General features: G+C 68.7%; 18 protein-coding genes and 1 pseudogene. 7 read left to right on the top strand and 12 right to left on the bottom strand.

Going from position 1 to position 18447, the window contains the following annotated elements; all coding sequences use genetic code 11:
- Positions 1 to 950 (top strand): nucleotide disphospho-sugar-binding domain-containing protein (locus DCO49_RS05135; RefSeq protein WP_133249389.1); only part of this gene is annotated, 950 nt, incomplete at its 5' end.
- A 13-nt stretch (positions 951 to 963) separates the two neighbouring features.
- Here DCO49_RS05135 and dnaQ read toward each other — a convergent pair.
- Together dnaQ and DCO49_RS05125 are read right to left on the bottom strand one after the other, a co-directional pair.
- On the bottom strand, positions 964 to 1473 hold the full coding sequence (gene dnaQ, locus DCO49_RS05130; protein ID WP_116863101.1) for a DNA polymerase III subunit epsilon: 510 nt from the start codon (positions 1471 to 1473) through the stop codon (positions 964 to 966).
- Positions 1474 to 1528: 55 nt separating this feature from the next.
- Entirely contained in the window at positions 1529 to 2422 is an 894-nt protein-coding gene (locus DCO49_RS05125; RefSeq protein ID WP_116863100.1) for a LysR family transcriptional regulator, read from the bottom strand.
- A gap of 110 nt (positions 2423 to 2532) precedes the next feature.
- Between DCO49_RS05125 and DCO49_RS05120 the strand changes: the two genes are divergently transcribed.
- Positions 2533 to 2922, top strand: a complete 390-nt coding sequence (locus tag DCO49_RS05120; protein WP_116863099.1) for a RidA family protein — start codon at positions 2533 to 2535, stop codon at positions 2920 to 2922.
- Between the two features lie 81 nt (positions 2923 to 3003).
- On the opposite strand, the gene DCO49_RS20490 is transcribed toward DCO49_RS05120, so the two are convergent.
- Positions 3004 to 3690 carry a hypothetical protein gene (locus DCO49_RS20490; protein ID WP_243402666.1) on the bottom strand — a complete coding sequence of 229 codons (687 nt, stop codon included), beginning with the start codon at positions 3688 to 3690 and terminating at the stop codon, positions 3004 to 3006.
- A 157-nt stretch (positions 3691 to 3847) separates the two neighbouring features.
- Here DCO49_RS20490 and DCO49_RS05110 point away from each other — a divergent pair, with 157 nt between their 5' ends.
- Genes DCO49_RS05110 through DCO49_RS05095 form a run of 4 tightly spaced genes read left to right on the top strand, consistent with a single transcriptional unit; the run spans position 3848 to position 9873 of the window.
- Positions 3848 to 4186: a hypothetical protein gene (locus tag DCO49_RS05110; RefSeq protein ID WP_116863098.1), complete on the top strand. Its 339-nt coding sequence runs from the start codon at positions 3848 to 3850 to the stop codon at positions 4184 to 4186.
- Between the two features lie 56 nt (positions 4187 to 4242).
- Positions 4243 to 5496, top strand: coding sequence for a TolC family protein (locus DCO49_RS05105; RefSeq protein WP_116863097.1), 1254 nt, complete (start codon positions 4243 to 4245; stop codon positions 5494 to 5496).
- The gene (locus DCO49_RS05100; RefSeq protein WP_116863096.1) at positions 5493 to 6665 is read left to right on the top strand and encodes an efflux RND transporter periplasmic adaptor subunit; all 1173 of its coding nucleotides are present in this window, start codon (positions 5493 to 5495) and stop codon (positions 6663 to 6665) included. Before DCO49_RS05105 ends, DCO49_RS05100 begins: the two co-directional genes overlap by 4 nt.
- A gap of 10 nt (positions 6666 to 6675) precedes the next feature.
- Complete coding sequence (locus DCO49_RS05095) at positions 6676 to 9873, top strand: CusA/CzcA family heavy metal efflux RND transporter (RefSeq protein WP_116863095.1); 3198 nt, start codon at positions 6676 to 6678, stop codon at positions 9871 to 9873.
- Positions 9874 to 9974: 101 nt separating this feature from the next.
- Here DCO49_RS05095 and DCO49_RS05090 read toward each other — a convergent pair whose 3' ends face one another.
- The 9 genes and pseudogenes from DCO49_RS05090 to DCO49_RS05050 all read right to left on the bottom strand — a co-directional run bounded on the left by DCO49_RS05090 (position 9975) and on the right by DCO49_RS05050 (position 18060).
- On the bottom strand, positions 9975 to 11744 hold the full coding sequence (locus tag DCO49_RS05090) for a DUF885 family protein (protein ID WP_116863094.1): 1770 nt from the start codon (positions 11742 to 11744) through the stop codon (positions 9975 to 9977).
- Positions 11745 to 11976: 232 nt separating this feature from the next.
- Positions 11977 to 12318, bottom strand: a complete 342-nt coding sequence (locus DCO49_RS05085) for a lipid-A-disaccharide synthase N-terminal domain-containing protein (RefSeq protein ID WP_108760679.1) — start codon at positions 12316 to 12318, stop codon at positions 11977 to 11979.
- Complete coding sequence (locus DCO49_RS05080; RefSeq protein WP_116863093.1) at positions 12318 to 13040, bottom strand: glycosyltransferase family 2 protein; 723 nt, start codon at positions 13038 to 13040, stop codon at positions 12318 to 12320. Before DCO49_RS05080 ends, DCO49_RS05085 begins: the two co-directional genes overlap by 1 nt.
- A 90-nt stretch (positions 13041 to 13130) precedes the next feature.
- Complete coding sequence (locus DCO49_RS05075; RefSeq protein ID WP_116863092.1) at positions 13131 to 14096, bottom strand: NAD-dependent epimerase/dehydratase family protein; 966 nt, start codon at positions 14094 to 14096, stop codon at positions 13131 to 13133.
- Positions 14097 to 14141: 45 nt separating this feature from the next.
- Positions 14142 to 14866: pseudogene (locus DCO49_RS05070) on the bottom strand (suppressor of fused domain protein).
- Positions 14867 to 14951: 85 nt separating this feature from the next.
- Complete coding sequence (locus DCO49_RS05065) at positions 14952 to 15872, bottom strand: ParB/RepB/Spo0J family partition protein (protein WP_116863091.1); 921 nt, start codon at positions 15870 to 15872, stop codon at positions 14952 to 14954.
- Positions 15872 to 16669: a ParA family protein gene (locus DCO49_RS05060; RefSeq protein ID WP_108770493.1), complete on the bottom strand. Its 798-nt coding sequence runs from the start codon at positions 16667 to 16669 to the stop codon at positions 15872 to 15874. The genes DCO49_RS05065 and DCO49_RS05060 overlap by 1 nt, the downstream gene beginning before the upstream one ends.
- 112 nt (positions 16670 to 16781) lie before the next feature.
- A complete protein-coding gene (rsmG, locus tag DCO49_RS05055; RefSeq protein ID WP_108770494.1) occupies positions 16782 to 17420 on the bottom strand; it encodes a 16S rRNA (guanine(527)-N(7))-methyltransferase RsmG in 639 nt (212 codons plus the stop codon).
- Positions 17421 to 17460: 40 nt separating this feature from the next.
- The gene (locus DCO49_RS05050) at positions 17461 to 18060 is read right to left on the bottom strand and encodes a 4'-phosphopantetheinyl transferase superfamily protein (RefSeq protein ID WP_116863090.1); all 600 of its coding nucleotides are present in this window, start codon (positions 18058 to 18060) and stop codon (positions 17461 to 17463) included.
- Positions 18061 to 18150: 90 nt separating this feature from the next.
- Here DCO49_RS05050 and DCO49_RS05045 point away from each other — a divergent pair, with 90 nt between their 5' ends.
- Positions 18151 to 18402, top strand: coding sequence for a GlsB/YeaQ/YmgE family stress response membrane protein (locus DCO49_RS05045; RefSeq protein WP_044571088.1), 252 nt, complete (start codon positions 18151 to 18153; stop codon positions 18400 to 18402).
- Positions 18403 to 18447: the final 45 nt, after the last annotated feature.

The following is an 18447-nucleotide window of genomic DNA, read 5'->3' as shown; positions in this document are numbered from 1 at the left end:
GGATGGCGCAGGCCGATGCGGCGGCCGCCGGCTGCGATGCCGTTTTGACCGGTGGGCTGGCCGCGCTGGTCGGCCTCAGCGTGGCCGAGCGCCACGGCCTGCCGGCCATCGGCACCGGCATGATCCCGCTGACGCCGACGCGCGCCTTCGCGTCGCCCTTCCTGCCGACGATGCCGCTGCCGGGCGTCCTGCGCCGGGCCAGCTACGGACTGGTCAACCAAGCGGTGTGGCGCACCTTCCGCGGGCCGATCAACGCCGCGCGCGCCGCACTGGGGCAACCGCCTCGCCGTACACTGTGGACCGGCCTGCCGATGCTGTACGGCATTTCCCCGCAGCTGCTGCCGCCGCCTGCCGACTGGCCGGCCGACCATGTGGTGTGCGGGCAATGGCGGATGCCGGAACAGCCGTGGTCGCCACCCGCCGACCTGCAGGCCTTCCTCGATACCGGGCCCGCGCCGGTCTATCTTGGCTTCGGCAGCATGACCGGCTTCGACCGCGAGCGCGTGCTGCCGGCCCTGCTGCAGGCGCTGGCGCCACGCCGCGTGCTGCTGTTTCCGGGCTGGGCCGGATTGCCCTCAGGTGCATTGCCAGCAAACGTGTTCGTGCTCGGCCCGACGCCGCATGAAGCACTGTTCCCACGCTGCGCGCTGGCCATCCACCATGGCGGCAGCGGCACCACGCATTCGGCCTGTCGCGCCGGTATTCCTTCGCTGGTGATGCCGTTCGCCGCCGATCAGTTCTTCTGGGCGCGGCGCCTGCAGACGCTGGGTGTGGCGCCGGCGGCGCTGTCACCTGAGCGGTTGGATGCGGCCTCGCTTGCAGCGGCCATTGCGTTCGCCGAGGACAGCGCTACACGTGCGCGTGCCGCTGCAGTGGGCGTAGCGATGGCCAGCGAGGATGGCGTGGCCACTGGCGTGGCGATGATCGAGCGTTGGCTGGACCCGGCGTAACGCCGCGCCGCCATCAACGCAGGTGCGGAATCACCTGCGCCAGCAGATGCGCATCCTTCAGCGCGCCGTGCAGGCCGCGATTGCCGGGAATACGCAGGCGCTGCAGCACATCGTCCAGCTTGTTGCCCTGGCCGGGCCATCGCCCGCGGGCCAGCTTCAGGCTGCAGGTGATGCGGCAGTACTGCGCCAGGCTGGCAGGCATGCCGGCCAGGCGCAGCTCGTTGTCGAGGAAGCCCACATCGAAGGTGGCGTTGTGCGCGACCATCTCGCTGCCATGCAGGAATTCCAGCAGCTCGGCGGCCTTGCTGGAAAACAGCGGCTTGCCGACCAGCAGCGCATCGCTGATGCCGTGCACGCGCTGCGCGCCCCAGTCTACCGAGCGCTGCGGCTGCAGGTAGGTGTGGAACTGACGGCCTGTGAGCCGGCCATCGATCAGTTCGACCGCGCCGATCTCGATGACCCGATGGCCCATGCGGTGGGAAATGCCGGTGGTTTCGGTATCCAGTGCGACGATGCGGCTCATGCGTGTGGCGGTTTCCTGATGCGTGCAGTGATGATTTTCGCATGCCCGGCGCGTGTCACCCCAACACCTCCAGCGCCCAGTCAATGAACACCCGCAGCCGCTGGCTCATGTGCCGGTTCGGCGGAAACATCACGTGCATCGGCATCGGCGGCAGCTGCCAGTCCTGCAGTACCGGCCGCAGTTCGCCGCTGGCCACGTGTGGATCTGCCATGTAGCTCGGCAGCGCGACCACGCCCAGGCCCGCCACGCCAGCGGCCAGGTAGGCATTGCCATCATCGAAGCCCACCGCATGCCGACCCTGCACTTCCATGCGCTCATCACCGCGCTGGGCGAGGAACACGCGTGCGCGGCCCGTGCGCGGGCTGAGGAAGCCGACCATGTGATGGTCCGGCCCTTCCAGCACGCGCGGGTGCGCGGGCACACCGACGCGCTGCAGGTAGGCGGGGCTGGCATGGAAGCCGATCGACAAGCTGGCCAGCGGCCGCGCGACCAGCGCCGGATCGGCGGGCGCACCGCCGCGGATCACACAGTCCACGTTGTCGGCGATGACATCGACCTCGCGGTCGCTGACGCCGATGTCCAGCCGGATGTCCGGATAGCGCGCATGGAAATCCGGCAGCGCCGGCACCAGCCGCAGCCGCGCATACGGACCGGGCACGTCGACGCGCAGTCGCCCGCGCGGCTGGCTGACGGCATCGCCGAGGCCGCCCTCCACCTCTTCCAGCTCGGCCAGCAGGCGCGCGATGCGCGGGTAGTAGGCCGCGCCATCGGCGGTGACGCTGACCCGCCGCGTGGTGCGGTTGAGCAGGCGCAGCCGCAGGTGCGCTTCCAGCTGCTGCACCAGCTGGGTGACCGTGGTGCGGCTGACCTGCAGGGTGTGCGCGGCACGGGTGAAGCTGCCGGTTTCCACCACGCGGGCGAAGGCGCGCATCGCCTCGAAACGGTCCATGGGCCGGGCCGTGATTGTTTGGGATTGGCAATCAATCTAGGCCGATCATCACTATTTATCCAGACAGAGCCAGCGAGCAGCATGGAGGCCTTCCCCTTGGAGCCTCCCCAATGACCCCTCGTGATGTCGTTTTCCCCGCCGGCCGCCAGGCCCTGTACGAGCGCAACCGCTACTCGCCGGCCATCCGTTCCAACGGCTTCCTGTTCGTCTCCGGCCAGGTCGGCAGCCGCGAGGACGGCTCGCCCGAACCGGACTTCGAGACCCAGGTGCGCCGCGCCTTCCACAACCTCAATGCCGTGCTGGCCGCCGCTGGCTGCAGCTTTGGTGACGTGATCGACGTGACCGTGTTCATGGTCGACCCGGAAACGAACTTCGAGAAGGCCTGGGCGATCGTGCCCGAGTACTGGGGCGAAGCGCCGCACCCGACCCTGACCGGCATCGGCGTGACCTGGCTGTATGGGTTCCAGTTCGAGATCAAGGTGATCGCGAAGCTGCCCTGACGTCTGCTGTGGCGCCGAGCCCATGCTCGGCTCATGACATGAAACCAGCCGAGCATAGGCTCGGCTCTACAGCCCGCAGCCTCAGTCGGAAGCAGATTCCAGCGTGCGGCGCCAACGCAATGGCGTCTGCGCACGCGCCGGGTCAGGACCAAACCGGGTCAGCCACCCGGCCGCCAGCGCGCGCTCACGCAGGCGCCCGCCGACGCCTTCGGCGGTCTCCACCTCGACATGGGTCACCTTGCCAGCGGCATCCACGTCCATCGCCCAGACCAGCTTGCCCACCCACTCGGCCGGTGGAATGGAAGGGTCGTAGTTCGGCCGTCCTGCCACGTAGGGCTGGTCATGCCGCCGGTACAGGGGTGACGCCTCCAGCGTCGGATCCACGCGGATCTGCGCGCTGCCACGGCGTCCATCCCCCAGCACGGCATCGACGGTCCACATTCCGGCCGCGCCGGTACTGCCGAGGTCAGCGGCATAGCACTTCTTGCGGCCCCGGTAGTCCTCGTGGGCCGTGCGCGAGGCCTGCACGCCCTTGGCATCACGGATGTCGATGTGCAGGCCCGCCACGTCGGTATCGACGAGATTGGCGGCCACGCAGATGCGGTGATCGCGGTGGCCGTCGGCAATGAACAGCTGGGTCTGCGAGCGTGCGAGGGCACCTGCCGGGGTCGGCGCCCACAGGAATTCCACGTAGACATCCTCGGCGGCGACTGCGACGGGACTGGCCAGTATCAGCAGCAGGCCTGCTGCGGCAATGCGTGCGGTCATCGTTCCTTCCCTGGTGACGAATCCTGATCCTCGACGATGGTGCGTGGCGGTGCAACGGTCGCACGGGAGCAGCCGAGCATGGGCTCGGCTCTACAGGGCGATCCGACCCGGCCATTGATATTGTATCCACCGGAAACTGCTTGCTAGCCTGCCCTCCATGCGCTGGATTGCCCGCCACCTCCGTTCGACCCTGCTGATGCTGCTGATGGCGGCATTCGTGGTCGTGCCGGTGGCCGACGTGCTGGCTTGCACGGTCGAGCCGCATGACACGGTCGCGGCCCATGTTGAAGCCGCGGCCGACGACGCAGACGGCGGCAGTGACGGCATGCATACCGGTGCCTGCAGCCATAACCACTGCCACCATTCCAACCTGAGCCTGCCGGCCGGCACCGTTGCCGCCTTTGGCACGCCGCTGCCGGCACGCTGGATGGCGGACGGTGACAGCGCGACCTATGCCGTCGCGCAGGATGAACTGAAGCGTCCTCCCCGGGCGTGAGTTGAGCGCGTCCCGCGATCGCGGGCTTCCGTTTCACTCACTACCGGACATCCTTCATGCCGAACTCGACACCTCGGTCGCTGCGTGCGGCCGGGCGGGTCATCGCCGTGTTGCTGGGCCTCGCCCCGGCACTGCAGGCGATGGCGCAAGCCGCCCCTTCCTATGACACCCTGCTTGAACGCCTGGACCAGCTGCCCGGCGCCCGCGTTGGCGCGGCCCTGGCCGACGCTGCCGAGGCACGCGCCGAGCAGGCCCGCGCCCTGCCCAACCCATCGCTCTCCTACACCACCGAAAATGCCTGGGGTACCGGCAGCTATGGCGGCATGGGCCGCGCCGACAGCGTCCTCACCCTGTCCCAGCCACTGGAAATCTGGGGCCAGCGTGGTGCACGTGTAGGTGCTGCCCGCGCCGAAGCACAGGCCGCAACACTGCGAGGGACGCAGAGCCGCAGTGATGTAGCCAGCCAGCTGGCAGCGTTCTACGCGCAGGCCGAGAGCGCGCTGCGTCGTTACGCCCTGGCCAAGGAAGCGCTGGCCCTGACCCGCGACGATGCCGTGGCCGTCGACGCGCTGGTGGAGCAGGGCCGCGAACCGCAGCTGCGCGCGGTGCAGGCGCGCAGCGAAGTGGCCAATGCCACGGCAGCACTGGATGAAGCGCAGGCCTTCCGCGATGCGGCTTTGGCGCGCCTGACCAGTGCGGCCCTGCTGGATACGCCGGTGCAGTCGATCGACAGCAGTCTGCTGGACCGCACACCGCCGCTGCCGCGCGGCGCCGCCGACGCCGCGCTGGCGGTGCGTATCGCCGAAGCCGAGGCACAGGCCAGCACCCGTCTGGTTGACGTGGAACGCAAGCGTGCCCTGCCCGATCTCAGCGTGACCGCCGCGCAGACCCGCTTCCGCGAGAACCGCGAACAGGCCTATACGCTGGGCGTGAGCCTTTCGATCCCATTATTCGACCGCAACCGCGGCGGCATCCGCGCGGCCAGCGCCGAACAGCGTGCGGCCGAAGCACGGCTGGACCAGCAGCGCCGCGACAGCGAGGCCGAACGCCTCTCGGCCGTGGCCGGGCTGAAGGCCGCCGGCAGCCGCACACGCGCCGCCGATGACAGCGTCGTGGCTGCTGAGGAAGCCTACCGGCTGGCCCGCATCGGCTTCGACGCCGGACGCATCTCGCAGCTGGAACTGCGCAGCACGCGCAGTGCCCTCATCGCCGCACGCAGCAGCGCCGTGGATGCACGCCTGTCGCGCGTGGCGGCAGAACTCGATCTGGCCCGCCTGGAAGGGCGCCCCCCGTTTGTGGAGGTTCGCTGATGTTCCACCGTACTTTTTCGTTGATGGCCGCTGCCGTGTTGGGCGCGCTGCTGGCCGGCTGCACTGGCACTGCACAGCCCCCGACTGCTGCTGCCGACGATGGCCATGGCCATGCCCCGGGCAGCGCTGGAACCGCGCCCGACGCCGCGACCGAAGCCGATGAAGGCGTGGTCGCGCTGACGCCGGAACAGATCAAGGCGTCATCCATCGAGGTGGTCGCCGTCGGTCGTGGCGGTGGCGGATCCACGCGCCTGTCCGGCCGTGTCGAACCGTCGATCGGCGCGCGCGCCTCGGTAGCGTCCAGCGTGACCGGCCGCGTCGAGCGCGTGCTGGTGGCACCGGGCACGGCCGTGAAGCAGAACCAGACGCTGGCCATCGTGCTCAGCGGCGAGGCCGCGGTGTTCCGCGCCAATGCGCTGGCGGCCGCCGCCGAGGCCAAGGCCGCACGCCTGGCCCACGGTCGCGACAGGACGCTGGTGGAACAGGGCGTGATCGCGCGCCAGGATCTGGAAACCTCGCATGCACGTGCCATGGCTGCGCAGGCGCAGGCCGCAGCGGCACAGGCACAGGCAGCGGCCAATGGCGCGCCCGATGCCAGCGGCCGCGTACGCATCACCAGCCCGGTGGCCGGCATCGTCGGCAATGTGCAGGTCACGCCGGGCGGTGTGGTCACTGCCGGCAGCGTGGTGGCCGAGGTCGCCGATCCGGCGATGAACGAGCTGGTGTTCACCGCGCCACCGGCGCTGGCCGCACAGGTCACGCCGGGCATGACGCTGGAAGTGAGCGGGCCGGGTGGCAGCTTCAGCGCCACCGTCACCGGCTCGGCCGCGGATGTGCGCCAGCAGGGCGGCGTGGCGGTGATCCGTGCCATGCCGGTGAACGCCGCGCTGCCGCCGACAGGTTCGCCGGTGTCGGCCGCGGTGGTCACCGAGGCCCAGGGCGACGCGCTCAGCGTGCCGGCCGCTGCGGTGCAGAACGTCGATGGCCGCAGCGCGGTGTTCGTCGCCGTCGACGGCGGCTTCAAGGCGCAGCCGGTGCTGGCCGGCCGCCGTGCCGGTGACCGCATCGAGATCCTCGGTGGGCTGACCGGCGGCGAACGCATCGTCGGCGCCAACGCCTTCCTGCTCAAGGCCGAGCTGGCCAAGGGCGAAGCCGAGCACGGGCACTGAGGACGCGACCATGTTCAAGCTGATCATTGAAGCCGCGGTCCGCCACCGCTGGCTGGTGGTGGTGGTTGCCGCCCTGCTCGCGGCGGTCGGCCTGCTGCAGCTGGGCAAGCTGCCGATCGACGCGGTGCCGGACATCACCAACCGCCAGGTGCAGATCAACACTGTGGCACCGGCGCTGACGCCGGAACAGATCGAGCGGCAGGTGACCTACCCGCTGGAAACCGCGCTGGCCGGCATTCCCGGCCTGACCACCACCCGCTCGCTGTCACGCAATGGCTTCTCGCAGGTCACCGCCATCTTCACCGATGAGACCGACATCTACTTCGCCCGCCAGCAGGTGGCCGAGCGCATGCGCGAGGCCGCCGACGATCTGCCCGACGGTGCATCGCCGCTGTTGTCGCCGGTCACCACCGGCCTGGGCGAGGTACTGATGTGGACGGTGGATTTCACCGCGTTCGATCCGGCCCAGCTGGCCAAACCCGGTGCGGCCGGCTGGCAGGCCGGCGAGGTCTACCGCACGCCGGAAGGCACCCTGCTGCGCACGCCGGAAGAACGCGCCACCTACCTGCGCACCGTGCAGGACTGGATCATCGCGCCGCAGATGCGCTCCAGCCCGGGGCTGGCCGGTGTCGACACGGTCGGCGGCTACGTCAAGGAATACGGCGTGCACCCGGACAGCGCGCGGCTGGCCGCGCATGGCCTGGGCCTGGCCGACCTGGTCACTGCCCTGCAACGTTCCAACGTGCAGGCCGGCGCCGGCTTCGTGCAGCGCGCCGGCGAGGGCCTGGTGGTGCGTGCCGATGGCCTGGCGCTGACCACCGACGACCTGGCGCAGGCCCCGGTAGCCACGCGCAATGGCGTGGTGGTACGCGTGGCGGATGTGGCCGAGGTGGCCTTGAGCCGCGCGCCACGCCTGGGTGCGGCCAGCCGCAACGGCCACGAAGCCGTGCTCGGCACTGCGCTGATGATTGCCGGCGGCAACAGCCGCACCGTGGCCCAGGCCGCCGCGGAACGCCTGCAGCAGGTGAACACCTCGCTGCCACCGTCCATCGTGGCGGTGCCGGTGCTGGACCGCAGCGAACTGGTCAACGCCACCATCAGGACCGTGGCGAAGAACCTCAGCGAAGGCGCGCTGCTGGTGGTGGTGGTGCTGTTCCTGCTGCTGGGCAACCTGCGCGCAGCGGCGATCACCGCGTTGGTGATTCCGTTGTCGTTCCTGTTCGCAGTGATCGGCATGAACCGCTTCGGCATCAGCGGCAACCTGATGAGCCTGGGCGCGCTGGATTTCGGCATCCTGGTGGATGGCGCGGTGATCGTGATCGAATCGACGCTGCTGATGCTGGGCCAGCGCCGCGCCGAACTTGGCCGTGCGTTGACCGCGATGGAGCGCCTGCGCGTGGCTGCCGATTCGGCCATGAAGATGGCGCGGCCTGCAGCCTTTGGCCAGCTGATCATCCTGCTGGTGTTCGCACCGATCCTCACCCTGGAAGGCGTAGAAGGCAAGACGTTCCACCCGATGGCGGCCACCTTCATGCTGGCCCTGGTCGGCGCCTTCATCTTCTCCTTCACCTTCGTGCCGGCGATGGCCGCGCTGCTGGTCCGCGAGCCCACGGTGAAGCACGGCGACGCGTATGCTGGCGACGGCAAGCACGAGACGAAACTGATCCGCGTGCTGCGTGCGCGTATTGAGCCGGTGGTCCGTCGTGCGGTCACGCATCCGCGCACGGTGCTGGCCGGTGCGGTGATGATGGTGGTGGTCGGCATCGCTTCGTTCTCGCTGCTGGGCCGCGAGTTCATGCCCACCCTGGACGAAGGCAACGTGGCGATGCAGGCCCTGCGCGTGCCGTCCACTTCGCTGGAGCAGTCGCTGGCGATGCAGCTGGCGCTGGAAGAAGCGCTGGCCGGACAGCCGGAAGTGGAAACGGTGTTCTCGCGCACCGGTACCGCCGAAGCGGCCATCGACCCGATGCCGACCAACATCTCCGACAGCGTGATCGTGCTGAGGCCGCGCGCGCAGTGGCCCGATCCGTCGCTGGACAAGGAAGCGCTCGTGCAGCGTTTCGAGCAGCTGGCCGGGCAGCAGCTGGGCAACAGTTTCGAGTTCAGCCAGCCGATCGAACTGCGCTTCAACGAGCTGATTTCCGGCGTGCGCACGGACCTGGCGGTGATGGTGTACGGCGATGATTTCGCCACACTGCAGAAGGTGGCCGATCAGGTGGCGTTGAAGCTGCGCGCGGTGGACGGCGCCGCCGACGTGCGGGTGGAGCAGATTTCCGGCCTGCCCACGCTCAACGTCAAGATCGACCACGTGGCAGCCGCGCAGCATGGGCTGACCGCGGCGGACGTGAGTGATGCGTTGTCCACCGGCATCGGTGGTACCGCGGCCGGGCGGATCTTCGAAGGCGACAGACGCTTCGATGTGGTGGTGCGCCTGGACGATGCCGCACGCAACGATCCGGACCAGCTGGCCGCGCTGCCGATCGCCACGCCGGCAGGCCAGGTGGTGCCGTTGTCCTCGCTGGCACGCATCAGCGTCAGCGAAGGGCCGAACCAGATCAGCCGCAGCGACGGCAGCCGGCGGGTGGTGGTGCAGGCCAACGTGCGCGGCCGCGATCTCGGTGGCTTCGTCAGCGAAGCCCAGGCGGCGGTGGCCGACGTGGCGTTGCCGGCCGGTGCCTACCTGCGCTGGGGCGGCCAGTTCGAGAACCTGCAGCGCGCGGAGAAGCGGCTGGCCACCGTGGTGCCGGTGGTGTTCCTGCTGATCGGCGGCCTGCTGTTCATGGCCCTGCGCAGCGGCAAGGAAGCGCTGCTGGTGTTCAGCTGCGTGCCATTGGCCTTGGTCGGCGGCATCCTCGCCCTGCTGCTGCGTGGCATGCCGTTCTCGGTGTCGGCCGCAGTGGGCTTCATCGCCGTCTCCGGCGTGGCCACGTTGAACGGCCTGGTGCTGATGCAGGCGATCCGCGAGCGGCTGGAGGGCGGCGACCTGCCGATGCAGGCGGCCATCAATGGTGCCGCCAGCCGCATCCGCGCGGTGCTGACCACGGCCCTGGTGGCCATCGTCGGCTTCATACCGATGGCCATCGCCAGTGGTGCCGGCGCGGAGGTGCAGAAGCCGCTGGCGACGGTGGTGATCGGTGGTCTGATCACCGCCACGCTGCTGACGTTGCTGGTGCTGCCGACGTTTTCCGGGCGACTGGTAAAGCGCTGAGGTGCGTTGGGGTCGGAGCCCTTTCCGGTGGAAAGGGATCCGACCCCGGATCAGAGTCGGATCCCCGCCAACGGCGGGGCTCCGACCCGGTCACCTGACCCTCAGGCCTTCTTCCGCTCGGCGATGTACGTCTGGATCTGCTGCTCCAGCACCGGCAGCGGCACCGAGCCCTGCTTCAGGATCACATCGTGGAAGCCCTTGATGTCGAACTTCTCGCCCAGTTCCTTCTCGGCCTGTGCGCGCAGGCGCACGATGGCGATCTCGCCCAGCTTGTAGCTCAGCGCCTGGCCCGGCCAGGAAATGTAGCGATCCACCTCGGTGGTCACTTCATGCTCGCTCAGCGCGGTGTGATCGCGCAGGTAGGCCAGGGCCTGTGCGCGGGTCCAGCCCTTGCTGTGCACGCCGGTGTCGATGACCAGGCGCGCGGCACGCCACATTTCGTAGGTCAGGCGGCCGAAATCCTCGTACGGGGTTTCATAGATGCCCATTTCCACGCCCAGCTTCTCGCAGTACAGCGCCCAGCCTTCCCCATAGGCGGAGATGTAGGCGTTGCGGCGGAACTCGGGCAGGTCCTTCTGCTCGGAGGCGATCGCGCCCTGCAGCGCATGGCCCGGGTCGGACTCATGCAGGGTCAGCGCCGGCAGGTTGTACAGCGGGCGCGACGGCAGGTCGTAGGTGTTGACCCAGTAGGTGCCCATGCCACCGCGACCGGCCGTCCAGAACGGGGCGATATCCGGCGGCACCGGCACGATGGTGAAGCGCGCACGCGGCAGCGTCATGAACCGGCCGAGCTGACCATCGGCGCGCTTGGAGATCCACGCAGCGCGCGACAGCAGCTCTTCCGGGGTCTTGGCGTAGAACTGCGGATCGGTGCGCAGGAAAGTCAGGAATTCAGCGAAGCTGCCCTTGAACTGCACCTGCTGGATGATGTCGTTCATCTCCTTCTGGATGCGCGCCACTTCACCCAGGCCGATGCGGTGGATCTCATCGGGCGACAGGTCCAGCGTGGTGTATTCGTGGATCTGCTGCCTGTAGAAGGCCTTGCCACCGGGCATGGCCTCGGCGGCCAGGGTGGTGCGCGCCTGCGGCACGTATTCGCTGACGAAGAAGGTGCGCAGCTGCTGGAACGCCGGCACCACCTTGCCGCTGATGGCCTCCGCGGCCTGTTCGCGCAGGGCGGCCTGTTCGGCGGCCGGGATGCTGGCGGGCAGCTTCTTGAAGGGCGCGTACAGCGGCGAGGTCGTCGGGTCCTTCAGCTCGGCGACGGTGGCGATGGAGACCTCGCGGCCGTCCAGCACCGCGCGCGGCACGCTGAAACCGCGCTTGAGGCCGGCGCGCATGTTGTCGGTCTGCTGGCCGAAGTAGCGCGGCACGTCGTTCAGGCGGGCGATGTAGTTGCGGTAGTCCTGCGCGGTCTTCATCTCGCGCCGGGCCATGAAGGACAGGTTGGACCAGAACGAGGAGTCCGAATTGAACGGCATCTCGTAGGTGCGCAGGCGCGTGGCTTCGGCCAGGTTGAAGACCTGGTCGCGGTAGATCGCGTAGTTGACCTGATTGTCGGCCGACAGGGCCTTGACGTCGATCTTCTTCAGGTCGGCCAGGGTTTCGTCCCAGACCTTCAGGCGGGCCTGCTGCGCGGCCGGGCCGACATCAGGCATGCGGGTGGCGTTGGCCGGCGCGTCCTCGTCCTCGCTGGCTTCACCACCGCCATCCTGGCGCCACTTCCACTCCTTCTCGTACAGCGCACGGAAGGCAGCATCGGCGGCCGATTCGGCGGCCATGCTGGCCGGAGCGGCGGCCGGCGGCGCAGCCAGGGCGACCGCAGGAGCGGACAGGGCAATCAACAGAGCTACGGCAAGGCGGGTTTTCACGAGCACAGGTTCCCGGGAAGGCAGATCCCGATGATCGCACCGTGCACAGCCTGTGGCATGGGACGAAGGTCCTGCCTGCGCCCGGTAGCGCGGGGCCATGCCCCGCGAGCGCGCAGCGCGGACAACGGATCCATCCGCCGGGCATGGCCCGGCGCTACCGACGAACGTGCGGCGTCGGGGATCCGGACGGGGTCAGAGCCCTTTCCTGCGGAAAGGGATCCGCCCCCTTGCCTCAGTGGCTCGCCTTGTCCCGCTTCCAGCCGCGGTGCTGGATATCCAGGTGCAGGCTGTACAGGGCGGTGAACGCCGGGAACAGGTTCTGCAGCACGCCCACCGAGTCCTGCTTGGCCGAGAACAGGAAGTAGCTCAGGGTCATCAGGCTGCCGACCACGCTCATGTACCAGAACAGGCGCGGGATGACCGGCTTGCCGGCACGCTTGGACGCCACGAACTGCACCAGCCAGCGGCCGCCGAACATCAGCGCGCCGGTGTAGCCGATCAGCTTCCAGCCGGTGACGTGCAGGCCGGTCCAGTACAGCCAGGTCAGCGGCTGGTCGAGCCAGTGCAGCTCCATCAACGCTCCTCCACCGCAGTGCGCTTGCTGCGGGTGATCAGCCACGCCACGCCGCGCAGGTCGCGGATGCCGACCAGGGCGCGGCCCAGGTTGTTGTACTTGGACACGCCGGCGGTGCGGTGGCGGTGGTTGACCGGCACGCTGGTGGTCTTCCAGCCGGCGCGCTGCATCAGCGCCGGCAGGTAGCGGTGCATGTGGTCGAAATACGGCAGGTCGAGGAAGGCCTCGCGCTCGAACAGCTTGATGCCGCAGCCGGTGTCGGGGGTATCGTCGCGCAGCATGCGCGCGCGGATCGCGTTGGCCCACTTGCTGGCCCAGCGCTTGCTCCCACTGTCCTGGCGGTTGACGCGCCAGCCGGCGAACAGCTTCACCTGCGCGTCGGCCGACTGCCGTGCAGCCAGCAGCTTGGGAATATCGGCCGGATCGTTCTGGCCGTCGCCATCGAGGGTGGCGATCCACGGCGCGCGGGCGTTGCGCACGCCGGTGCGGACGGCGGTGCTCTGCCCGCTCTGGCTGACATGGTGCAGCACGCGCAGTTCCGGGGTGCTGGTCTTCAGGCCCTGCAGCACGGCCAGGCTGTCATCGCGCGAGTTGTCGTCCACATAGACGATCTCGAACGGCAGGTGGCCGCGCAGCGCGGCAACGATCTCACCGACCAGGGGCGCGACATTGTCGCGTTCGTTGAACACCGGGACGACAACGGAAAGCTCGGGTTGGCTCATGGGTCACTCGGCCAGCAGGGATACAAAGACCGCGCATTCTCCGAAGCCGAGGTTATCCGAAGATGAATCCGGCTGCGTGAGGGTCCGTCCTCAGGCGCGATCGCCAAAATAGTCGCGGCACCACGCCACCACCGGCGGCAGGCCCTGTTCGATCGGGGTCACCGCATCGAAGCCAAAAGCGTCACGGGCGCGTCGGGTGTCGGCCATCGTGCGGACCATGTCACCCGGCTGCATCGGCTTGTAGACCTTCTGCGCGGGGCGCCCGGCGGCCTGCTCGATCACGCTGATGAAGCGCTCCAGCTCGACCGGCGTATGGTTGCCGAGGTTGAACACCCGGTGCGGCACCGTTTCGGTACTGGGGTGCGCGAGGGCGCCGAGGATGCCCGATACGATGTCGGAAACATGTGTGAAATCGCGCTGCATGCGCCCTTCGTTGAACACATCGATCGGCCGCCCGGCCAGCACCGCGCGCGAGAACAGCAGCGGCGCCATGTCCGGCCGGCCCCACGGGCCATACACGGTGAAGAAGCGCAGGCCGGTGGCATGCAGGCCGTACAGCTGCGCATAGGTGTAGGCCATCAGCTCGTTGGCGGCCTTGGTGGCAGCGTACAGCGAGCGCGGCTGGTCCACGCGCTGGTCTTCGGAAAACGGCGGCGTGGCCGAATCGCCATACACCGAGCTGCTGGACGCATACACCAGGTGCTGCACGCCACGGTGGCGGCACAACTCGAGCATGTTGACGAAGCCGGTCAGGTTGCTGTCAACGTAGGCATGAGGATTTTCCAGCGAGTAACGCACGCCGGCCTGCGCGGCCAGGTGAATCACCGCCGTCGGCTGCACCTCATCGAACAGCGCGGCCAGGCCCTGCTGGTCGGTCAGGTCCAGGATGCGCAGGTCCAGGCCCGGGCACAGCGCGGCCACGCGATCGCGCTTGATCTGCGGGTCGTAGTAGTCGTTGAAGTTGTCCAGCCCGACCACGGCCTGGCCTGCCCCCAGCAGCGCGCGGGCGGTGTAGGCACCGATGAAGCCGGCAGCGCCGGTGAGCAGGATGGTCATGGCAGAGACTCTGTAACGAAGTTCAGACGGTGGATGTTACCGGTCTCAGAAGAAACCGAAGCGCTTTCTGGCGACGTTTACCCGACCCGGCACGATCACGTCCTGGATGTTCTTCGCATCGAAGCGGTCCAGCAGGGCCTCGGCGTCCTTCTTCAGCTTCAGGTCCATCTCCTCCGGGTACAGCGGGACGATGGACATGAACTCGATGGTCCTGGCGTCGTCCAGCTGCAGCGTGCCGAAGCCCTCGGGGGCGGTGACCGGCGGCAGCACGATGGCGCCATCGAAACCCACGCCCGGGGCGTAGGGCTCGGCCGGGTGGCCGTTGGGAATGGTGTGGCCGAAGCCGAGCCAGGTGTCGTACTCGTGCGGCAGCCGTGCCAGCGTCTTCAGCAACCGCACCGGCCAGTAGTTGCGCTCGTCCTCGAAGGCATCAGCGCTGATCGGCCAGTCGGCCGGCAGAGTCACCATCAGCTCCATGTATGCCGAGCCGGGCGCACCTCCGGGCAGGGTCATCGGCAGGTCGCTCATGCCTGAGGTCACCAGGCGCAGGTACGGAAACGGCTCACTGGCCGGCACGACATGACGTCGATATGCACGAGGTCGGAGATGATTTCGTGGAATACGCCCGAGATCGGCCCCAGGTGGCGCTCGATATGTGCGCTGATGGCCTCGATGTGCGATTCACCCTGGGCCGGGGTGAAGTCCTTCTCGCGGCTGTGCACCAGGATCGGGCTGCCGCCCGGGCTGACGTCGTCGATGTCCATGCTCATTCCTGCTCCGTGGATGAGCCGCGGCACGAAGCCGTCCTGCGGCGTGTGCGTCCTGTTGCCTGGCGCTGCTGCAGCGCTGCCGCGCTCAGCCCTGGCGGGTGCGCAGCTTTTCCAGCACGCCGTCCAGCGTGTCCAGATCGGTGTAATGGATGATCAGCTTGCCCTTGCCGCCGCGGCCATGGTTGATGGCCACCCTGGTGCCCAGCGATTCGGACAGCTCGGTTTCCAGCGAGGCGATGTCGGCCTGCTGCACCTTCGGCGTGGCCACCGGGCGGTTGCTCGGCACCTTGCCGGCGGCGAAGGCCTGCGCACGGCGCTCGACCTCGCGCACCGACCAGCCTTCATCGGCCGCTTCCTGGGCCAGCTTGCCGGCCAGTTCCGGGGCCAGGGTCAGCAGCGCGCGGGCGTGGCCCATTTCCAGGCGGCGGGTTTCCAGCAGCAGGCGGATGGCCACCGGCAGCTCCAGCAGGCGCAGCAGGTTGGACACCGCCGCGCGCGAGCGGCCGACGGCCTCGGCGGCCTCGGCGTGGGTCAGGGTGAATTCGCTGATGAGGCGCTGCAGCGCTTCGGCTTCTTCCAGCGGGTTGAGGTCTTCGCGCTGGATGTTCTCGATCAGCGCCATCGCGATGACGGTGCGGTCTTCCAGCTCGCGCACCACCACCGGCACTTCGTCCAGCCCGGCCAGCTGCGATGCACGCCAGCGGCGTTCACCGGCGACGATTTCGTAGTTGCCCGCCGGCAGCTGGCGCACCAGGATCGGCTGGATCACGCCCTGCGACTTGATCGAATCGGCCAGCTCGGAGAGCTTGCCCTCGTCCATCTCGCGGCGCGGCTGGTACTTGCCCGGCTGCAGCTGGCCCACGGCCAGCTTGCGCAGCACTTCACCCGGCAGGGGCTCGATGACCGCAGTGGTGGCCTGCACCTGGCTGGCTGCGCCCTTGGGGCCCAGCAGGGCGTCCAGTCCGCGGCCGAGGCCTCGCTTCTTGGCTGCAGGCTTGCTGGTCATCAGGCGGTCTCCACGGCCTTGGCGGCCTTGTTGCGTTCGTTGTTGCGGCGGATGATCTCGCCGGCCAGGCCCAGGTAGGCCACGCCACCGCGCGAGGCGCGGTCGTAGCCGACGATGCTCTGGCCGTGGCTGGGGGCCTCGGCCAGGCGCACGTTGCGCGGCACGATGGTGCGGAACACGCGGTCACCGAAGTGCTCGGTCAGTTCGGCCGACACCGCGTTGGCGAGGTTGTTGCGCACGTCGAACATGGTGCGCAGCACGCCCTCGATCTCCAGCACCGGGTTGAGGTTGGTGCGCAGCGCTTCGATGGTTTCCACCAGCGCGCTCAGGCCTTCCAGTGCGTAGTACTCGCACTGCATGGGCACCAGCACCGAATCGGCGGCAGCCAGCGCGTTGAGCGTCAGCAGCGACAGCGCCGGCGGGCAGTCGATCAGGATGTAGTCGTACTCGTCGCGGATCGGCGCCAGCGCGCGCTTCAGGCGCTGCTCGCGCTCTTCCTGCGCCATCAGCTGGATCTCGGCCGCGGTCAGGTCGATGTTGCCCGGCAGCAGATCGTAGCCCTCGGCGGTGGCCACGCGCACGTCCGCTGCCTTGGCTTCGCCCAGCAGCAGATCGTAGGTGGAGGAGACCAGCTCGCGCTTGTCCACGCCACTGCCCATGGTCGCGTTGCCCTGTGAATCCAGGTCGACCAACAGCACGCGCTTGGGTGCGTTGGCCAGGGAAGCGGCCAGGTTGACGGCGGTCGTGGTCTTGCCGACGCCACCCTTCTGGTTGGCGATGGCGATGATGCGGGCCATGCGGGTGTGCCTCGTCGACGTGTGCTGGGACCGGTCATTATGCGTACAACCGGCCCCGTGCGGAAATCATGGATCGCCAACCCGTTGTTTCGCAAAGGGCGGGCGGCGGGGTTCAGGGGCCTGTAACGGTAACCAGATGGCGTTCGCCGGCCAGGCCGGGCACGCTCAGCGGGGTCACCTCGCGCACCTGCCAGCCTGCCGGCAGGGCCGCGATCTCGTCATGCGGGTAGACGCCCTTCATGGCCAGCAGCACGCCACCGGGGCGCAGCAGGTGGCCACCGACGCGGACGATGCCGGCCAGGGTGTCCATCGCGCGCGCGGTCAGCTGGTCGTAGCGGCCGGCCTCGTCCAGCGCCTCGGCACGCGATTCGGCCACGCGCGCGTTGGTCAGGCCCAGCTGGCGCACGGCTTCGCGCATGAAGCGCGCCTTCTTGCCGTTGCTCTCCACCAGGGTGACCTGCAGGCCCGGGCAGGCGATGGCCAGCGGGATGCCCGGCAGCCCGGGGCCGGTACCGAGATCGGCCAGGCTGCCATCGGCCACGAACGGCTGCATCGCCAGGGAATCGAGCAGGTGGCGGGTGACCATTTCCTGCGGATCGCGGATGGCAGTGAGGTTGTAGGTGCCGTTCCAGCGGTGCAGCAGCGCCAGGTAGCGCAGCAGCGGCGGCGCCAATGCGGCCGCCAGGCCCATGCTGGCCAGGCCCTGTTCCAGCGTGGAGACCACGCCGGCGGGAAGATCGTGTTCGCTCATGCCGGCATTATCGCCGGTTTTGCCCGCCGGTTCGCCGCTTTCACTGCGGATACCAGGCCAATGCGGCGCGGAACTGGCCGCTGGCCTGCCATTCGTGCAGGTGCCAGCGCTCGGCCTGGCCCAGTTCGGCGTCGCACCAGCGCAGGTGCAGGGCACCATCGGCGGCGGGTGCCAGCTGCAGGCGGTGCAGGCCGAAGGAGATGCCCTGGCCGTGCGCCTTGAGCAGCGCTTCCTTGGCGCACCACACGCGGAAGAACCAGTGTTCGCGCTCGTCGGCGGCCAGCCCGTGCAGCCACGCAACTTCATCGGGGTGGAAGAAGCGATGGATGATTTCCAGCAGCCGCGGGCGCGGGCGCAGCAGTTCCAGGTCCACGCCCAGCCGCACGCCCTCGCCCAGCGCCACCAGCAGCACTTCGCCGCTGTGGCTCCAGCCGGTGCCGTAGTGGGCCAGCGCGCCGGCCAGTTCGGGGCGGCCCTTGTCGTCGCGCACCAGCGGCAGGGCATCGGGTTCGCCGCCCAGCGCCTGCGCCAGCACCTGCCGCGCCTGCGGCTCACCGCGCTGGCCGGGCACATGCGGGCAGCGCCAGACCCTCACCGGGCCGAAGCGCCAGGGGCCGTCGAGGGTGGCTGGCAGGCTCATCCGGACGCCCCCGTCACGGGATTGCACGACGGTTTCACGGCACTGCGGGTCAACTGGTCCCCGTCCCTTCCACTTCCAGAGGTCACGTTCATGGGCATAATCATCTGGCTGATCGTTGGCGGCATCGTGGGCTGGCTGGCCAGCATCATCATGCGTCGCGACGCCCAGCAGGGCATCATCCTCAACATCGTGGTGGGCATCGTCGGCGCGCTGATTGCCGGCTTCCTGTTCGGCGGCGGCATCAACGATGCCATCACCCTGCGCACATTCCTGTTCTCGCTGATCGGCGCGGTGATCCTGCTGGCCATCGTCAACCTGTTCACCCGCAAGAGCATACGGTGAAGCGAGGGGTAGCGCCGGGCCACGCCCGGCGTCTCCCTGCCGCCG

Origin of the sequence: Stenotrophomonas sp. SPM (assembly GCF_003105135.1) — a bacterium.
Taxonomy (GTDB): domain Bacteria; phylum Pseudomonadota; class Gammaproteobacteria; order Xanthomonadales; family Xanthomonadaceae; genus Stenotrophomonas.
This window is presented reverse-complemented; position numbering and strand designations above follow the sequence as displayed.

Excerpts from the sequence above, each read along its gene's own strand:
- dnaQ (WP_116863101.1), bottom strand. The coding sequence starts at position 1,473 with ATGAGCCGCATCGTCGCACTGGATACCGAAACCACCGGCATTTCCCAC.
- DCO49_RS05125 (WP_116863100.1), bottom strand. The coding sequence starts at position 2,422 with ATGGACCGTTTCGAGGCGATGCGCGCCTTCGCCCGCGTGGTGGAAACC.
- DCO49_RS05120 (WP_116863099.1), top strand. The coding sequence starts at position 2,533 with ATGACCCCTCGTGATGTCGTTTTCCCCGCCGGCCGCCAGGCCCTGTAC.
- DCO49_RS20490 (WP_243402666.1), bottom strand. The coding sequence starts at position 3,690 with ATGACCGCACGCATTGCCGCAGCAGGCCTGCTGCTGATACTGGCCAGT.
- DCO49_RS05110 (WP_116863098.1), top strand. The coding sequence starts at position 3,848 with ATGCGCTGGATTGCCCGCCACCTCCGTTCGACCCTGCTGATGCTGCTG.
- DCO49_RS05105 (WP_116863097.1), top strand. The coding sequence starts at position 4,243 with ATGCCGAACTCGACACCTCGGTCGCTGCGTGCGGCCGGGCGGGTCATC.
- DCO49_RS05095 (WP_116863095.1), top strand. The coding sequence starts at position 6,676 with ATGTTCAAGCTGATCATTGAAGCCGCGGTCCGCCACCGCTGGCTGGTG.
- DCO49_RS05085 (WP_108760679.1), bottom strand. The coding sequence starts at position 12,318 with ATGGAGCTGCACTGGCTCGACCAGCCGCTGACCTGGCTGTACTGGACC.
- DCO49_RS05080 (WP_116863093.1), bottom strand. The coding sequence starts at position 13,040 with ATGAGCCAACCCGAGCTTTCCGTTGTCGTCCCGGTGTTCAACGAACGC.
- DCO49_RS05075 (WP_116863092.1), bottom strand. The coding sequence starts at position 14,096 with ATGACCATCCTGCTCACCGGCGCTGCCGGCTTCATCGGTGCCTACACC.
- DCO49_RS05065 (WP_116863091.1), bottom strand. The coding sequence starts at position 15,872 with ATGACCAGCAAGCCTGCAGCCAAGAAGCGAGGCCTCGGCCGCGGACTG.
- DCO49_RS05060 (WP_108770493.1), bottom strand. The coding sequence starts at position 16,669 with ATGGCCCGCATCATCGCCATCGCCAACCAGAAGGGTGGCGTCGGCAAG.
- rsmG (WP_108770494.1), bottom strand. The coding sequence starts at position 17,420 with ATGAGCGAACACGATCTTCCCGCCGGCGTGGTCTCCACGCTGGAACAG.
- DCO49_RS05050 (WP_116863090.1), bottom strand. The coding sequence starts at position 18,060 with ATGAGCCTGCCAGCCACCCTCGACGGCCCCTGGCGCTTCGGCCCGGTG.
- DCO49_RS05045 (WP_044571088.1), top strand. The coding sequence starts at position 18,151 with ATGGGCATAATCATCTGGCTGATCGTTGGCGGCATCGTGGGCTGGCTG.